The sequence below is a fragment of the Nonomuraea sp. NPDC052265 genome, from assembly GCF_044547985.1.
Lineage (GTDB): Bacteria > Actinomycetota > Actinomycetes > Streptosporangiales > Streptosporangiaceae > Nonomuraea.
Genome location: NZ_JBIUBJ010000026.1, coordinates 1 through 14,799, shown reverse-complemented (window position 1 = coordinate 14,799; position 14,799 = coordinate 1). Strand labels below are relative to the sequence as shown.

General features: G+C 73.8%; 15 protein-coding genes and 1 pseudogene. 10 read left to right on the top strand and 6 right to left on the bottom strand.

The window, feature by feature from the left end; genetic code table 11:
• The first annotated feature begins 45 nt into the window (after positions 1–45).
• The 5 genes from ACIHAD_RS42545 to ACIHAD_RS42525 are packed head-to-tail and all read left to right on the top strand — an operon-like array spanning position 46 to position 6,261.
• Positions 46–1,653 carry a class I adenylate-forming enzyme family protein gene (locus ACIHAD_RS42545; RefSeq protein WP_397360511.1) on the top strand — a complete coding sequence of 536 codons (1,608 nt, stop codon included), beginning with the start codon at positions 46–48 and terminating at the stop codon, positions 1,651–1,653.
• Entirely contained in the window at positions 1,644–3,377 is a 1,734-nt protein-coding gene (locus tag ACIHAD_RS42540; RefSeq protein WP_397360510.1) for a CoA transferase, read from the top strand. The genes ACIHAD_RS42545 and ACIHAD_RS42540 overlap by 10 nt, the downstream gene beginning before the upstream one ends.
• A complete protein-coding gene (locus ACIHAD_RS42535; RefSeq protein WP_397360509.1) occupies positions 3,378–5,039 on the top strand; it encodes a class I adenylate-forming enzyme family protein in 1,662 nt (553 codons plus the stop codon).
• A complete protein-coding gene (locus ACIHAD_RS42530) occupies positions 5,036–5,833 on the top strand; it encodes a class I SAM-dependent methyltransferase (RefSeq protein ID WP_397360508.1) in 798 nt (265 codons plus the stop codon). Before ACIHAD_RS42535 ends, ACIHAD_RS42530 begins: the two co-directional genes overlap by 4 nt.
• Positions 5,833–6,261 (top strand): carboxymuconolactone decarboxylase family protein, encoded by a 429-nt coding sequence (locus ACIHAD_RS42525; RefSeq protein ID WP_397360582.1) that lies wholly within the window; start codon positions 5,833–5,835, stop codon positions 6,259–6,261. Before ACIHAD_RS42530 ends, ACIHAD_RS42525 begins: the two co-directional genes overlap by 1 nt.
• A 253-nt stretch (positions 6,262–6,514) precedes the next feature.
• Here ACIHAD_RS42525 and ACIHAD_RS42520 read toward each other — a convergent pair whose 3' ends face one another.
• The gene (locus ACIHAD_RS42520; protein WP_397360507.1) at positions 6,515–7,156 is read right to left on the bottom strand and encodes an SDR family NAD(P)-dependent oxidoreductase; all 642 of its coding nucleotides are present in this window, start codon (positions 7,154–7,156) and stop codon (positions 6,515–6,517) included.
• Positions 7,157–7,329: 173 nt separating this feature from the next.
• Between ACIHAD_RS42520 and ACIHAD_RS42515 the strand changes: the two genes are divergently transcribed.
• Positions 7,330–7,776 carry a pyridoxamine 5'-phosphate oxidase family protein gene (locus ACIHAD_RS42515; RefSeq protein ID WP_397360506.1) on the top strand — a complete coding sequence of 149 codons (447 nt, stop codon included), beginning with the start codon at positions 7,330–7,332 and terminating at the stop codon, positions 7,774–7,776.
• Positions 7,777–7,793: 17 nt separating this feature from the next.
• Here ACIHAD_RS42515 and ACIHAD_RS42510 read toward each other — a convergent pair whose 3' ends face one another.
• Complete coding sequence (locus tag ACIHAD_RS42510) at positions 7,794–8,096, bottom strand: maleylpyruvate isomerase N-terminal domain-containing protein (RefSeq protein WP_397360505.1); 303 nt, start codon at positions 8,094–8,096, stop codon at positions 7,794–7,796.
• Between the two features lie 105 nt (positions 8,097–8,201).
• Here ACIHAD_RS42510 and ACIHAD_RS42505 point away from each other — a divergent pair, with 105 nt between their 5' ends.
• Together ACIHAD_RS42505 and ACIHAD_RS42500 are read left to right on the top strand one after the other, a co-directional pair.
• Complete coding sequence (locus ACIHAD_RS42505) at positions 8,202–8,750, top strand: TetR/AcrR family transcriptional regulator (RefSeq protein WP_397360504.1); 549 nt, start codon at positions 8,202–8,204, stop codon at positions 8,748–8,750.
• Positions 8,734–9,153 (top strand): DUF5360 family protein, encoded by a 420-nt coding sequence (locus ACIHAD_RS42500; RefSeq protein ID WP_397360503.1) that lies wholly within the window; start codon positions 8,734–8,736, stop codon positions 9,151–9,153. Before ACIHAD_RS42505 ends, ACIHAD_RS42500 begins: the two co-directional genes overlap by 17 nt.
• Before the next feature lie 93 nt (positions 9,154–9,246).
• Here the strand turns inward: ACIHAD_RS42500 and ACIHAD_RS42495 are convergent, their stop codons facing one another.
• Positions 9,247–10,032 carry an alpha/beta fold hydrolase gene (locus tag ACIHAD_RS42495; RefSeq protein WP_397360502.1) on the bottom strand — a complete coding sequence of 262 codons (786 nt, stop codon included), beginning with the start codon at positions 10,030–10,032 and terminating at the stop codon, positions 9,247–9,249.
• Between the two features lie 70 nt (positions 10,033–10,102).
• Between ACIHAD_RS42495 and ACIHAD_RS42490 the strand changes: the two genes are divergently transcribed.
• Positions 10,103–10,780 carry a TetR/AcrR family transcriptional regulator gene (locus tag ACIHAD_RS42490; protein ID WP_397360501.1) on the top strand — a complete coding sequence of 226 codons (678 nt, stop codon included), beginning with the start codon at positions 10,103–10,105 and terminating at the stop codon, positions 10,778–10,780.
• Between the two features lie 566 nt (positions 10,781–11,346).
• Here ACIHAD_RS42490 and ACIHAD_RS42485 read toward each other — a convergent pair.
• Positions 11,347–12,288, bottom strand: a complete 942-nt coding sequence (locus ACIHAD_RS42485; RefSeq protein ID WP_397360500.1) for a DUF5996 family protein — start codon at positions 12,286–12,288, stop codon at positions 11,347–11,349.
• A 91-nt stretch (positions 12,289–12,379) separates the two neighbouring features.
• Between ACIHAD_RS42485 and ACIHAD_RS42480 the strand changes: the two genes are divergently transcribed.
• The gene (locus tag ACIHAD_RS42480) at positions 12,380–12,778 is read left to right on the top strand and encodes a MerR family transcriptional regulator (RefSeq protein WP_397360499.1); all 399 of its coding nucleotides are present in this window, start codon (positions 12,380–12,382) and stop codon (positions 12,776–12,778) included.
• Here ACIHAD_RS42480 and ACIHAD_RS42475 read toward each other — a convergent pair.
• Positions 12,765–13,964, bottom strand: coding sequence for a hypothetical protein (locus ACIHAD_RS42475; protein WP_397360498.1), 1,200 nt, complete (start codon positions 13,962–13,964; stop codon positions 12,765–12,767). The genes ACIHAD_RS42480 and ACIHAD_RS42475 overlap by 14 nt on opposite strands.
• Before the next feature lie 112 nt (positions 13,965–14,076).
• Positions 14,077–14,799 (bottom strand): annotated as a pseudogene (locus ACIHAD_RS42470) (phospholipid carrier-dependent glycosyltransferase); the annotation flags it as partial.

The window sequence follows — 14,799 nt, the reverse complement described above, 5'->3', positions numbered from 1 at the left end:
CATACGGCCCCTGTCATGGACGCCGCCTGTCATGGACGTACGCGCATGGAGAGATCGCAGATGGCCTTGTTCACCCGGCCCATCGAGTTGGGCACCCTTTTCGACGACCTCGCCGAGCGCGGACGCAGGACCGGCGTGCACGTGAGCCGCCCCCTGGACATCGCCCCCCATCTCGGTACCGACCTCGAAATATCGGACCTGGCGGAGCTGATCAGGGAGGCCGCCGGCTGGCTGGCCGCCGCCGGAGCGCGCCGCGGCGACCGGGTCGCCATCGTCAAGCGCAACCACTGGGACTACGTGCTGCTGGCCTGCGCCGCGGCGCGCATCGGGGCGGTGCCCGCCACGCTGTCCGCGCACCTGACGCCCGATGTGCTGGAGGTCCTGCTCAAACGGCTGGAACCCGCGCTCCTCGTCACCGACTCCGCCCTCGCCGCCGTGCCCGGCGTGGCCTGGCAGGCGCCCCGCACCCTGGTCGTCGACGGCACGGCCGAGGGGCTGCTGTCCCTGGACGACGTCCGCGGCTGGGCCGTGCCGCCGGTGCACCGGCCCGCGCTGGACGACCCGCTGGCCGTCATGCACACCTCGGGGACGACCGGCGTGCCCAAGCTCGTCGTGCACTCGACCCGTACGCTGCTGCGCCGCCTGGCCGGGTTCGAGGCGCACCGATGGCCGGTGCTGGGCAGCCGTCCCGACGACGTCGTGGCCGGCGCCACCTCCTTCGCCCACGGGCGGGCCCTGGCCTGGACCGCGAGCGTGTTGTGGCTGGGCCCGGCCAAGCTGCTGGCCGTCTCCGCCCCCGGCTGGGACGAGGCCGGCCCGTTCCTGGCCCGCCACCGGCCCACGACGCTGGAGGCGCTGCCGGCCACGTACGTGCGATGGCAGCGGCGGGCGCTCGGCGACGGCGGCCCGTTCGCGCGGGTACGCCTGTTCATCAGCACGTTCGACGCCGTGCACCCGCCGACCGTACGCGCCTTCCTGGACGCCACCCGGCACCGGCGGCCGGTGTGGATGCAGGGCTGGGGGCAGAGCGAGACCGGGCCGCTGACCTTCCGCCTCCTCACCCGCAGGTCCCTGGCCGACGACGACGGCCGGCATCCGACCACGCGCGACCTCGGACGTCCGGTGCCCACGCGGACCCGGCTGCGGGTGGTGGACCGCGAGACGTTGCGGCCGGTGCCGCGCGGCGCGAGCGGGCTGGTGGTCTGCCGGACCAAGGCCCTGTGCCTGGGGTACGTCGGGGAGCAGGAACGCTGGCTGGGCAAGCGGCTCGGACGGTGGTGGCACACCGGCGACCTGGGGGCGATCGGCCGTACCGGGCGGGTGCGGTTCGTGGACCGGGAGACCGACACGATCCCGGGCGCGAGCTGCGTCGAGCTGGAGGACGTGATCGACGACCGGCTGCCCGGCGTGCTGGAGTGCGTGATCCTGGGCGTTCCCGGGCGGCCTTCCGTGCCGGTCGTGGTCACCGAGGACGGCGGGCTCGACCGCGAGGCGTGGCGGCGGGCCGTCACCGACCTGCCCGAGCTGGCCGACCCCGTGGTGATCACCTGGGACCAGGTCCCCCGCACCGGCACGGGCAAGGTCCGCAGGACGGCGCTGCGCGAGTTGCTGGGCGAGACCCCGGACACGTACGGCACAGGGCGATGGACGTGACGCCGGGGTCGCGGGCCGTCGCCGAGCGGGAGGTCGTCGCCCGGCCGCTGACGGGGGTGGTCGTGCGGGCGCGCGGCGAGTCGGTCGCGCTGCGGGTGGCCGTCCAGCGGTTGTGCGCGCTGGGCTGCGAGATCCGGTTCGACGGCGCGCCGCCGCCGGCCGAGGCGCCCGCCGGGTGGCTGGAGGTGGCGTCCGCGCCGTTCGGCACGCCGGGGGAGGCGCTGCCGGAGTGCGGGATCGGCTGGTCGGGGCCGGTGGGCGTGCCGATGGCGGGGGAGCACGACGTGCAGGCGGCCTGCGGGATCGCCCACGTGCACGGGCGGGCCACCGGAGGGCCGCGGGCGCTGCGGCTGGACTACGCGTCGGTGTGCGCGGGCGTGCTCACCGCCCAGGCGCTCACGGCGGTCCTGCTCGCGCTGCTGCGGGGCGGGCCCGCGCTGGCGGCGCGCACGTCCGTCGCGCAGGCGGCGCTCCTCGCGCTCACCCAGTACATCGCCGTCGCCACCTGCGAACGCTCCGACCCGCCCTTCCCCGGCCCGCCGGGACGCACGCCGTACTCCGGGGAGGGGCGGGTGCCGCCGTTCCGGTCGGCGGACGGGGTGCGGTTCGAGATCGAGACGTTCGACGCGGAGCGCTGGCGGCGGTTCTGGGCCACGCTGGGCGCCGAACCGATGGCCGTGGCGGGGGGCTGGCCGCCGTTCCAGCAGCGGTTCGCGACGGCGACCTGTACGTTGCCGCCCGCGCTGGGCAGGACGGCCGCCGCCGCCCGGTACCGGGACGTCGTGACGGCCGCCGCGGACGCCGGTGTCAGCGTGCTTCCCGTACGCGACGCGGACGCGCCGCTGGCGCCCTCGCCCGCCTCCCCGTGGCGGCTGCGCGAGCTGACCGGGGCCGTCGGGGAGCCGTCGGCCCTGCCGCCGCTCGCCCAGGACGCCCGTGGCCCGCTGGCTGGGCTGCTCGTCGTGGAGTCCACCAACCGGGTGCAGGGGCCGCTCGCCGGGCACGTGCTCGGCCTGCTCGGCGCGGACGTCGTACGGCTGGAGCCGCCCGGCGGGGACCCGCTGCGCGGGGTGCCGCCGATGGCGGGGCCGACCTCGGCCCGGTTCCTCGCGCTCAACCGGGGCAAACGCGCCCTCGAAGCCGACCTCAAGTCCGGCGCGGGCCGCCGGGCCGCCGTGCGCCTGATCGCCTGCGCGCACGTGTTCCTGCACAACTGGCCGCCCGGACGGGCCGGCGCGTACGGGCTGGACCACGAGGACCTCGCGCCCGTCCGGCCGTCCCTGGTGTACGCGCAGGCCGGGGGATGGGCCGAGGCGCTGCCGCCGCCGCAGCCCATGGGCACCGACTACCTCGTGCAGGCCTACAGCGGGGTGGCGGCGCTGCTGGCCGGGCCCGGCGAGCAGCCCGCGCCGTCCCTGATGACGCTCACCGACGTGCTGGGCGCGCTCATCAGCGCCGAGGCCGTCGTCGCCGCCCTGGTGGCCCGTGCCCGCACCGGCGCCGGCGTACGCGCGGGGACGGCGCTCATCGACGCGGCCCGCCTCCTGCGCACCACCCCGCCCGGGACGGCGCCCGCGCGTCCGCGGGTCACCCCCGTGACGGATCTGGCCGCCATGGCCGACGACCCCGCCTTCGACGGCGTGCTCGACCGCACCCCGCAAGCCGCCTACAGCCGTGCCCCCTGGACGTTCGTGCCAGCCCACCGACACGAGGAGGCCCTCTGAATGCGTACCGACCCACTGCCCTGGACGTCCGCCAACGGGATCGTCCTGGCCGACCGCGTACCCAGGAGTGTGCGCGCGGAATGGACCGCGCGCGGCCTGTGCCCCGATCTGGACCTGTACAGCCTGTTCAGCCGGCACGCGCGGCGGACGCCGGACCGTGAGGCGGTCGCCGACGAGACCGGTTCGCTCGACTTCGCCGCGCTGGACGCCCGCGTGCGCCGGGCCGCCGCCGCCCTGGCCGCCGCCGGGCGGGGGCCGGCCGACATCGTCGCGGTCCTGCTGCCCAACGGGCGCGACGCGGTCGTGGCCGAGCTGGCGGTGGCCGCCGTCGGCGCGGTGGCCCTGCCGATCCCGCACACGCGGGGGCAGCGCGACGTCACGGGCCTGCTGAACCGGTCGCGGGCGGCCGCGCTGATCACCGTGCCGGAGCTGGCCTTGGGGCTGCGGGCCGGGCTGCCGTACCTGGAGCAGACGTGGACGTTCGGCGCGCCCACGCCGGGCACCCGCTCGCTCGACCAGGTGGCCGAGCACGACGTCCGCGCGTGGCGTCCCGCGTGCCCGCCCGCCGAGTGGCCGGCCCGGATCCTGCTCTCGTCCGGCACCGAGTCCGAGCCGAAGATGGTCGCCTACTCCCACAACGCCATGGCCGGCGGCCGGGGCGCCTACCTGCGGGGCGTGCTGGGCGAGGACGGGCCCACCCGCAACCTGCTGCTGGTCTCCCTGGCCTCCTCGTACGGCTCCTGCGGCACGTCCGTCCTGCTGGCCCGCCACGGCGGCACCCTCGTCCTGCGCGCCCGCTTCGACGCCGCCGACGCGTTGCGCGCCGTCGAGCGGCACCGCCCCACCCACCTGTACGGCGTCCCGACGATGTTGCGCCGCATGGCCGACTCGGCGGCCGAGGCAGACCTGTCGTCGCTGCGCCGCGTCGTCACCAGCGCCCAGCCCCTGCACGGCGAGGCCAGGCAGGCGTGCGCCCGCCGCTTCGGCGCGCCGCTCGTCAACGTGTACGGCTCCACCGACGGCGTCAACTGCCACACCGGCCGCACCCCGGACCGGTGGGCCCCCGGCCTGGCCGGAACCCCGGACCCCGCCGTGGCCGAGATCACGATCCGGGACACCGAAGGACATCCGGTGCCGCCGGGCGAGGCGGGCGAGATCTGGGCGCTGGGCCCGATGACCCCCCTGTGCTACGTCGCCGCCCCCGACCTGGACGACCGCTACCGCGCCCCCGGCGGCTGGGTCCGCACCGGCGACCTGGGCCGCCTCGACCCCGACGGCACGCTCTGGGTCCTCGACCGGATCAAGCGCGTCGTGATGCGCGGCGGCCTCAGCATCTCCCCGGCCGAGGTCGAACGCGAGCTCGGCACCCATCCCGACGTCGCCGACGCCTTCTGCGTCCCGGTGCCGGACGACGACCTGGGGGAGCGCATGTGCGCCTGCCTGTCGCCCAGGCCAGGCGCGAGACCGCCGTCCCCGGCCGAGCTGATCGTGTACCTGCGCGAGGAACGCGGCCTGGACCGGCGCAAACTCCCCGAACGGTTCCTCTGGCTGCCCGAACTGCCGCTCGGCCCGACCGGCAAGGTCTGCGCCGCCACGCTCACCCGCCTGGCCGCGCAGTCGGCGGTGCCCGTCCCCAGGAACCCGATGAGGAGCAGCCGATGAGCCGGACGGCCTACATGTTCGGCGACCGCCGTGACCACGTCGCCGAGCAGCACCGGTGCCTGGAGCTGGCCTACGACCCGATGACCCTCGAACGCCTGGCCGAGGCCGGTGTCGGGCCCGGCATGCGGTGCCTGGAGGTGGGCGCGGGCGGCGGCGGCGTGGCGGAGTGGCTGGCCCGTCGTGTCGGGTCGGCCGGGAGCGTGCTGGCCACCGACATCGAGCCCGCCTTCCAGCCCGTCGCCCCCGGGCTGGAGGTGATCCGGCACGACATCGTCCGCGACCCGCTGCCGGAGGCCGCGTTCGACGTGGTGCACGCGCGGCTGGTGCTGCTGCTCCTGCCGGAGCGGCTGGCCGTGCTCGACCGGCTGGTGCGCGCGCTCAGGCCGGGCGGCGTGCTGCAGCTCGACGAGTTCGACATCACGTACGGCCCAGGGCTGCTGATGCCCGGCCCGGACGCGGCCGAGCTCTACGAGACGTTCATGCGGGCCAAGATCCGCGTGATGACGCGCGCCGGGGTGGACGTGGCCTGGGGACGTCACGCGGCGGCCGCGATGCGGCGGGCCGGGCTGACCGGCGTCGACCCCAGGCCCCGGGTCGAGTTGTGGGACGCGCGCTCGCCGGGGGCGCGGCTGGTCGCCCACCACACCAGGCACCTGCGCGACCGGTTCGCCGAGGAGGGCCTGACCGACCGGCAGCTCGCCGACGTGCGCGCGCTGCTGGCCCATCCGGACTTCCGGGCCACCTCGTGCGTGACCTACTCCGTGCAGGGCCGCCGTCCCCTGGAGGCGTCGTGATGCGCATCGACCTGCGCGGCGCCGCGCCCGGCGTGCACTCCGCGATGGCCCGCTTCGACGCCGCCGCGAGCGGGGAGCTGGATCCGGCGCTCGCCGAGCTCGTCCGGGTGCGCGCCTCGCAGCTCAACGGCTGCGAGGTCTGCCTCGGCATGCACACCCGCGCCGCCCTGGAGGCGGGCGAGGACGGGGAACGCCTGCGCACCCTCGCCCTCTGGCGCGACAGCACCCTGTTCACCGGGCCCGAACGCGCGGCGCTGGCGCTCACCGAGTCGATGACCAGGATCGAGCAGGCGGGGGTGCCGGAGGAGGTGTTCGACGCGGCCCGCGAGCACTTCGACGAGACCCGGCTGGCTCACCTGCTGTGGACGATCGCCGCCATCAACGTCTGGAACCGGATGGCGATCGCCGCCGGTCCGCCCGCCGGGTAGGCCGCGGCTGTGGCACGATCAGGGCATGCGATCCCGTACGGAGGTGGCCTTAGCGGGCCTGAGCCCATGGCGACGGGCACGCCCCTGACGGCGACCGGACCGCCGCGCTTCCTCGTCACAGCCAGGGCACCGATCTTCTCCTTCGCGGACTCGTCCAAGACGGCGGACGTCACGCCGCGACGGGCGCCTTCGTGGCGAACGTGCCGCCGCCGCCCGGGTGAGGGCGACTCACCGGTCGCCGCGTGGTGAGCGGTCAGGTGCCCAGGTGCTGGACCTCGTGTTCCCACTGGTCGCGGGGCTGGGTGTGCAGGCGCCAGTAGTGCTCGGCGATGTCGTCGGGGTCGAAGCCGGTGCCGGGGGCGACCACGCCGGCCACCGTGACGCTGGCCACGTGGACGCCGTCCGCGCCGTACTCCTGGTCGAGCAGCCTCACCAGGGTCCGTACGCCGGCCTTGCCCAGTGACAGGCTCACGTACTCCGGCTTGGGGTACGGCATGCCGCCCGTGACGATGAACGTGCCGCCGCCCCGCCGGGCCATCCCCGGCGCCACGTGGGCGGCGGCGGTGAGCGCGCCGACGACGTTGACCGCGTACGCGTCGAGCTGGGCGCGCGCCGGCAGCTCCCCGGGCCGGTCGGCCTGGACGATCGCCGCGTTGTAGACCACGACGTCGGGCGGGCCCAGCTCGGCCGCCGCCTTGTCGAGCGCGGCGCGCAACGCGTCCTCGTCGGTGCTGTCGGCGACCGCCGTGGCGACCGGCACGCCGTACGCGGAGAGGGACGCCGCCGCGGCCTCCACGGTCCGCGCGCTCCGCGCGATCAGGGCGACCGGCAGCCCCTCGGCGGCGAACCGGCGCGCCACGGCCTGCCCGATCCCCGGCCCCGCTGCGATGATCACTGCTCCGGACACCTTCATCTCCCATCCGTATCGCCGACAACGGGCACGATAAAGGTTCACACCAATATGAAGGTCAACCCCGGAGGTTCCATGCGAATCGGGCGATCTCGCCCGGCAGGCCGTCCGCGAGCCCGCAGGGAGGGAACGTTCGCCCAGGTGAGAGGATGGACGGCATGGATTTGGGTGCCATCCGGACGATGGACCGCGAGGAGTGTCTGGCGCTGCTGGCCACGGTTCCCGTGGGGCGGGTGGCGTGGGCGCGGCCGGGCGGCACGATCATCGTCCTGCCGGTGAACTTCACGCTCGACGCCGACACCGTCGTGTTCCGGATCCCGCCCGGCCGCATCCTGGAGGCGATCGAGCATCACGTGCCGATGGCGTTCGAGATCGACGACATGGAGCCGGCGATGCGCACCGGGTGGAGCGTGCTGGTGACCGGGGCGGCGGAGGTCGTCCGGGATCGGGAGGAGGCCGGGCGGCTGGAACGGCTGACCGGCGCGCCCTGGCCGGAGCTGGCCGACCCGGTGCTCGTCCGGCTGCCGTTGCACCGCATGTCCGGCCGCCGCCTGCCCCTGCATCCGGGTGGGGTGGTGGTCGAGCGTCTCGACCAGGAGGCGTGAACCCGGGGCGGCCGGGCTCACACCGGCGGGACGAACGCGGCGTCGATCGGGGCGGCCGGGCCGATCGCGTTCTCGGCGTCCCAGCGGTGGACGGCCGCCTCGATGGCCTGCATGCGCCGCCAGAACCCGACGGTCTGCTCCCGTGACCACGTCCAGGCGGGGTCGTCCGGGGAAGCGGCGGCGAACCGCGCCGAGATGGATGACCAGGTCGGCGACCGACCACCCGGGACACGACGGCACCAGGGGCGCGCCGCCCGCCGCGGTCGCCCGCCGCGCGGCTGCCTCGAACGCCCGTACCTCCCGGTGGAACTGCGCGACATGATCCATGGGCTCGTCTCCGATCAGCCGGGTCCGCATTCCGGATGTGGTTGTGCGCGGGAGGGATCGGCTCGAAACTGTACCGGTCAGCCGGTACAGTAACGGCTGTGCCACGACCCAGTTCCAAGGATCGGCTGCTCGACGCCGCCGCCGACGTGCTGCTGACGGAAGGGGCGGAGTCCCTGACGCTGGAGGCGGTCGCCCGGCGGGCCGGCGTCTCCAAAGGCGGCCTGTTCTACCACTTCCCGACCAAGCAGGCCCTGGTCGCCGCCATGGTCGCGCGGCTGACCGACGCCTTCGACGCGGCGCTGGCGACGGCGGCCGGCCGGCCGGGCGACTTCCTGCGGGCGTACGTACGGGCCACCGTCCCCGAACGGCACACCGCCTCCGTCCCGGCCGACCGGGTCACCGCCGCGCTCCTGGCGGGCGTGCTGGTCGACCCGGCCGGGCTGGAGCCGCTGCGCGAACGGTTCGCGGCCTGGCAGGCCCGGCTGGCCGACGACGGCATCGACCCGGCCGCCGCGACCGCCGTCCGGCTGGCCGTGGACGGGTGGTGGGCCGCCCGCCTGCTCGGCCTCAGCGAACCCGGCCCCGACCTGCACGAACCCACCCGCCGCTACCTGATGGAGGCCATCGACCGTGCTGCGCGCGACTAAGGCGTTGATGTTGCTGACGGACCTGGGCTTCGTGGCCTACTTCACGGTCACCGGCCTCGGCCTGATCCCGCCCGAGTGGGCCTTCGCCGACTACGCCGATCCGCTGATGGTCGACTGGAACTGGTCGTTCCTCTGGATCGACCTCCTGGCCAGCGCCACGGGCCTGACCAGCCTGTGGCTCCTGCGCCGCCGCTCGCTTGCGGGCGAGCCGCTGATGCTGGTCTCGCTGGTGCTGACGATGGCCTCGGGGCTGATGGCGATCGCGTTCTGGACGATGCGCGGCGACTTCTCGCCCGCCTGGTGGATCCCCAACCTCTACCTGCTGCTCTTCCCGCTGCCGGCCATCGCCGTGCTCACCGCCCGGGGAAGAAGTCCGCGCCCTGGACGTCTTCCATCGCCCTGACGAACTCGGGGTCGGTCAGGCGGCGCTCCGCCTCCTCGGCGGAGACGTCCTCGATGTGGGCCTGGATCCACCCGCGAGGACTGGCCGCCCGCCTCACCCGCGCGAGCGCTCCAGGAACTCCAGCACCAGCGGGCTCGCCACCTCGCGGAACTCCTCGAAGTAGGCGTGCCGGGCGCCCTCGATGAGCCGCAGCTCCGCTCCGGGGACGCGCCCGGCCAGCAGCGGGGCGTTGGCGGCCGGGTTGAACAGGTCGTCGGTGCCGTGCACGACCAGCGTCGGGGCGGTGATGGCGGGCAGGACGGCCCAGGCGTCGTGCCCGGCGCTGGCGCCCAGGTGGCGGCGGCGGGCGTGGGCGGGCATGCCGGGATCGCCCACCGTGCGGTACGGCCCGGGGTGCGTGGCCAGCCAGCCCGGCGTGTACATCAGCTCCAGCAGCGTCCGTCCGGCGGCGGCCCGGTCGGGTTGCGCCAGCGCCTTGCGCACGTCGTCGCCGCGTTCCAGGCCGTGGACGCCGCCGGGGGAGGTGCAGCCGAGCACGAGCGCCCCCACCCGGCCGGGATGGTCGGCGGCCAGCCACTGGGCCACCCGGCCGCCCATCGACGTGCCGTAGACGTCGGCGCGGGTGACACCGAGGTCGTCGAGCACGGCCAGCACGTCTTCCGCGAACCCGCGCGTGGTGTACGGCTCGTCGGGCTTGTCGCTGTCGCCGGTGCCGCGGTAGTCGAAGGTGATCGTGCGGTGGGCGCGGTCGAAGTCGTCGCGGACCGGGTCCCACCAGCGGTGGTTGTTGGCCTGGCCCTGGAGCAGCACGAGCGCGGGGCCGCTGCCGCGGACCTGGTAGGACAGCTTGACGCCGCCCGTCGTCATGGCGAAAGGCACGCCTTCGATGGTGCCACGACGGCGGTCGTGCCCTTGACGGAGTGAGTACTCACTCCGTACCGTTGAAGGCATGACGAACGAGACGAGCCGGCGGCGAGCGCCGGCGATGAGCACCGAACGACGCCGCGAGATGATCGTCAAGGCCGCCCTCCCCCTGGTGGTCGAGTACGGCACCTCCGTGACCACCGCCCAGGTCGCCCGCGCGGCCGGCATCGGCGAGGGCACGATCTTCCGAGCCTTCGGCGACAAGGAGGCGCTGCTCGCCGCCTGCATGGCGGAGGCGCTGCGGCCCGACGACACCCTCGCCCACGTGTCCGGGATCTCCCTCGACCTGCCGCTGGCCGACCGGCTGGTGGAGGCGGCCGAGGCGCTGCGCGGCTACCTGGCCAGGATGGGCGCGGTGGCGGGCGCCCTCGCCACCACGGGCGGCCTGCGCCGCCCCGCCCCCGGAGACGGGCAAGACGAGCGCCCCGCCCCCGGCGACGCGGAAGGCGAGCGGCCCGCTTCGGGAAGCGGGGAAGGCGAGCGGCCCGTCACCGGGAGGGAGGCGTCGATGGCGGCCTCCCGGGAGGCCCTGGCCGGGCTGTTCGAGCCCGAGCGCGACCGGCTCAGGCTGGCCCCCGAAACCCTGGCCGAGGCGTTCCAGTTCATGGTGATGGCGGCCGGCCGCGGCCCGTCCCCGCTCGGCTCGGCGGAGCTGGTCGACCTGTTCCTGAACGGCGCGCTCACTGGCGGCGAACGTCCTTGACCGCAGGAAGATCGCGACCCCGGAGAGGAGGAGACGGCGGCGGCCGTACAGGTCGGAGAAGCGGCCGTAGATGGGGACGCTCACGGAGGAGGTGAGCAGGTAGGCGGTGATCAGCCAGACGTACCAGGCGTCCTGCTGCCGCTCTACCTCCAGGACGTACGCGGCTACTCGGCCACGGTCTCCGGCCTGCTGCTGCTGCCGATGCTGGTGGGCATGGTCGCCGGGAACCGGCTCACGGCGGTCCTCGTGCTGCGTTCCGGCCACACCAGGCCGGTGCTGCTGGTCCGCGAGACCGGGCTCCCCGCCAGGCGGCCCGCTCCCGCCAGGACCTGGGCCGCCGCCGGGGGGTGGGCGGAGAACAGGGGAAACGCGGGGAATGTTCCGGGAGGGACCCCCGTTACATAGACCGTGGCCGGTGTGTCCAGTGTCCCCGGGCCTCACCTATTGCCTTCGCGGACTACCGTTCGGCTGGAGCCGCGTTGTGCCTTTCGCCGAGAGGCGACCTGCACACCGGTACACGCACACGTGGAAGCCCGCCCTCTCCGGAGGGCGGGCTTTCGCGTCTGCTACGCCGGGCGGTTCTTGACGTAGTACGGGTCGGTGACGCCGCCGGGGCAGGCCACCTCTTCGGTGTCCAGGTGGGTCAGCTTGGCCCCGGCCTGGTACGCGCTCTGCAGGAATTCCAGCACGCCCGCCACCGGATCGCCCATGGCCCGCACGTCGTCGTAGCGCAGCACGGCCAGATGGCTGCCGCGCGCGGGCAGCCACTCGGCCTGGCCGGGCTCCAGCGGCTCCCGTTCCAGCCCCTGGGGCTCGGGCGCGGTGTAGGAGTAGAACGCCGGCCAGGGCCGTTCCTTGTCGCCGAACCAGAACCCCGCGCTGATCACCTCCCGGCTGTACGCCTCGCGCGTGACGGGGTCGGCTTCCTCCGGCACCTCGGCCGGTCGGCCGGTGAAGAGGGTGACCGCGATGTCGAACGTGTGCCAGAAGTGGTGCACCGGGCTGACCTTGCCGCCGAAGTCCGCGGCGAACCGGTCGAGCAACTGCGCCACCTGCGACAGGATCCGCCAGTAGCGGTTGATCAGGACCGGGTCGTAGTGCGCGTGCCGGGTGTCCTCGGCGAACGGCGTCTCGTCCTCCAGGTCGTACGGGACCGCCCAGATCTCCGGCCGGATCCCCAGGTCGGCCAGCGTCTGGAAGAGCCGGGACTGGAACGTGGCCACCGACAGCCCGATCAGGCTGAACTCGGCGCTGCGGCCGTCGAGGACGTCGATCACCAGGCGGTGGCGGACGAGGTCGAAGTCCACGCAGAACAGGGGCTGCTCGGCGAGCCCGCCCATGGGACGCGTCGTCAGGCCACGCCCGGTCAGATGGAACGGCACCTGCCACCAGTGGTTGCGCCGGTTACTCACCGTCAGACGGATTTTCCCGACGATCTGCGCGAAGCGGTGGAAGGTCTCCTTGGTGTCGGCCCACTCTTCGAGTGGCATGGCCGGAAAGAGCTCCATGTATCTATCGTAACTACACTCCGTAATCATTCATCGGGGGGTCTCCGCTAATATCCGGCTTGAAGGGTGGTTCAAGTCGAGGAGCCGGGGCATGCGGGACACGTTGATCGACATTGGCGAGGTGGCCAGGCGTACCGGGCTGGCCGCGTCCGCGCTGCGCTTCTACGAGCGCAAGGGGCTCATCGAGGCCGAGAGGCGCAACGGCCTGCGCCGCGTCTACCTGCCCGAGACGCTCGACCGGCTGGCGCTGATCACCTGCGCCCGCGACGCCGGGTTCACGCTGTCGGAGATCGCCGAGTTCCTGCGGGCCCGGCCGGCGGACACGCGGTTGCGCGAGCGCATGGCCGCCAAGGAGCGCGAGGTCGACCAGCGGGTGCAGCAGCTCACCCGGCTGCGTGACAGCCTGCGTCACGCGGCCGTGTGCGAGCACGACCCGCTGGTCGAGTGCCCCGAGTTCAAGCGCGCCGTGAAGGCCGTCAGCCAGAGCTGACGTACTTGCGCGGGCGCAGGGCGTGGGCGCGCAGCGCGGCGAGGGCCGCGTACTGGCCGGGCCTGGCCATCCGTACGGCCAGGTCGTCGCTGAAGGCCAGGCCCAGCGCGGTGAGCTGGGAGACCAGGTCGGCGACCGGCGCGGCGACGTCGTCGAGGCTGGTGGCCGGGTGCCAGCCCTCGCCGCCCACCACCTCGGCCACCCGTTCGCGCAACTCGGCGGGTGACATCAGGACGCCGTCGGCCAGCAGCATGAGCGCGGCCTCGCGGGCCGAGACCTCGAACTCGTGCTCGCCCCTGGCCAGCAGCAGCCGGGTGACCGCCTCCCACATGGCCTCCGCCGAGCCCAGCAGGTGGCGGCCGTAGTCGGTGATGGCCAGCCGGGTGCCGTCGCGGCTGATCGCGCCGAGCTCGCGTTCGGCCAGCTCGCGCAGCCGCAGCGCCGCGGGGGAGGGGGCCAGCCGGAGCGGCAGGCTGCCCTCGGAGGCGGCCAGGGAAAGCAGCTTGCGCAGGGCGGGCAGGGGCTGTGGCGTGACCGGCGCGTGCAGGCGCACCTCGAACGGCTGTGCCAGCTCCCGCCGGGCCGGGCCGCGCCCGAGCACCCAGCGGTTGAGCCGTTCGCCGTGCACGCGGTTGAGCCAGCTGTCGCCGCCCAGTTCGGCGCGGGGTTCGGTGAGCCAGCGGCGGGTGAGCGCGGTGCGGTCGAGGTCGTCGCCGGCGACGATCGCCAGCTCCAGCGCCGCCGAGCAGGCCACGTGCGCGCCCAGCTCCTCCGGGCCCATGATCATGCTCCATTGCAGCTCGGGCACGTCGGGCGGGAGCACGCCCGTGGCCTCCAGGGCCTTCTGGTAGGCGCTGGTCCCGGCGTCCTCGCCCTCCTGGGCGTAGGTGCGCAGGATCTGGACGGTCGTGGGCGACACGCAAAGGGCGGCGTAGCGTTCCATACCGCCGAGTTGCAGCAGCCGCCCGAGCGAGCGGGACAGACGTTCGTGGTCGCCTCCGGGCCGGAGCGGGCCCACCTTGATCGGAAGCGTGTACCAGAGGAACTCGCAGACGTCGAGCTGGGTCACCGTCTCCAGCGGCTCCCCACCCGTCAACCATTCGACGGCGGTCCTGGCCTCCTCGGCCAGGTCCGGCTGAGATCGCTCCAACTCGGCGAGAAGGGCGGTGACATCCGGTGCACTCATGCCTCGAAGTTTGCCGTATCGCACCCAGCCCTGACGATGACCGAATGCGGTGCGTATTGGGTCTTGCACAGCGACTACCCTACGAAACCGATGTTTACCTACAGTGAGCGGGTCAGATCCACCGTTTGTCGAACAGCATCCGGGCCTTCCACTCGGTGTACGGGATCACCTCGGCGGACAAGATCGGGTGCAACCACCAGAAGTTGATCAGGGCCAGCAGCGCGTACGCGCCGACCACCGCGGCACCCAACGTGCGGCGCATCGGCATGGCCCCGGCGGCCGTCGGCGTGGCGGGCCCGATCAGCAACCCGGCGCACAACGTCAGCGCAAGGATCATGAACGGCACCATGGGGATCGCGTAGAACAGGAACATCGTACGGTTCTCGGAGATGGCGAAGTAGAACCAGGGCAGCCACCCCATCGCGTACGCCAGCAGCACCGCCCCCGCCCGCCAGTCGCGCGAGGAGACGTACCAGGCGATCAGCGCCACCAGCGCGGCCAGCGCGCCGAACCAGATGACCGGCGTGCCCACGCCGAGCACCGCCTCCGAGCAGTCCTTGACCCCGCACACGTTCTGCTTGCCCTCGTAGAAGAAGGCCACGGGACGCAGCAGCAGCGGCCACTGCCACGGCTCCGACATGTACGGATGGGACGTCTCCAGCCCGTTGTGGAAGGTGAAGACCTGCCACTGGTAGTGGATCCAGGAGCGCATGGAGTCGAACAGGAAGAAGAAGGGGCCGGAGGAGGTGGCCTGGTCCCAGTTGCGGCCGTAGCCGTTGGCGGAGGCGAACCAGCCGGTCCAGGTGGCCATGTAGGCGATGAAGGGGACGACGGT

What these genes read in the sequence shown, in the direction of transcription:
- ACIHAD_RS42515 (WP_397360506.1), top strand. Translation starts at nt 7,330, where the DNA reads ATGGATTTGGGTGCCATCCGGACGATGGACCGCGAGGAGTGTCTGGCG.
- ACIHAD_RS42545 (WP_397360511.1), top strand. Translation starts at nt 46, where the DNA reads ATGGAGAGATCGCAGATGGCCTTGTTCACCCGGCCCATCGAGTTGGGC.
- ACIHAD_RS42525 (WP_397360582.1), top strand. Translation starts at nt 5,833, where the DNA reads ATGCGCATCGACCTGCGCGGCGCCGCGCCCGGCGTGCACTCCGCGATG.
- ACIHAD_RS42510 (WP_397360505.1), bottom strand. Translation starts at nt 8,096, where the DNA reads ATGTCGCGCAGTTCCACCGGGAGGTACGGGCGTTCGAGGCAGCCGCGC.
- ACIHAD_RS42475 (WP_397360498.1), bottom strand. Translation starts at nt 13,964, where the DNA reads ATGAGTGCACCGGATGTCACCGCCCTTCTCGCCGAGTTGGAGCGATCT.
- ACIHAD_RS42535 (WP_397360509.1), top strand. Translation starts at nt 3,378, where the DNA reads ATGCGTACCGACCCACTGCCCTGGACGTCCGCCAACGGGATCGTCCTG.
- ACIHAD_RS42480 (WP_397360499.1), top strand. Translation starts at nt 12,380, where the DNA reads ATGCGGGACACGTTGATCGACATTGGCGAGGTGGCCAGGCGTACCGGG.
- ACIHAD_RS42490 (WP_397360501.1), top strand. Translation starts at nt 10,103, where the DNA reads ATGACGAACGAGACGAGCCGGCGGCGAGCGCCGGCGATGAGCACCGAA.
- ACIHAD_RS42540 (WP_397360510.1), top strand. Translation starts at nt 1,644, where the DNA reads ATGGACGTGACGCCGGGGTCGCGGGCCGTCGCCGAGCGGGAGGTCGTC.
- ACIHAD_RS42485 (WP_397360500.1), bottom strand. Translation starts at nt 12,288, where the DNA reads ATGGAGCTCTTTCCGGCCATGCCACTCGAAGAGTGGGCCGACACCAAG.
- ACIHAD_RS42530 (WP_397360508.1), top strand. Translation starts at nt 5,036, where the DNA reads ATGAGCCGGACGGCCTACATGTTCGGCGACCGCCGTGACCACGTCGCC.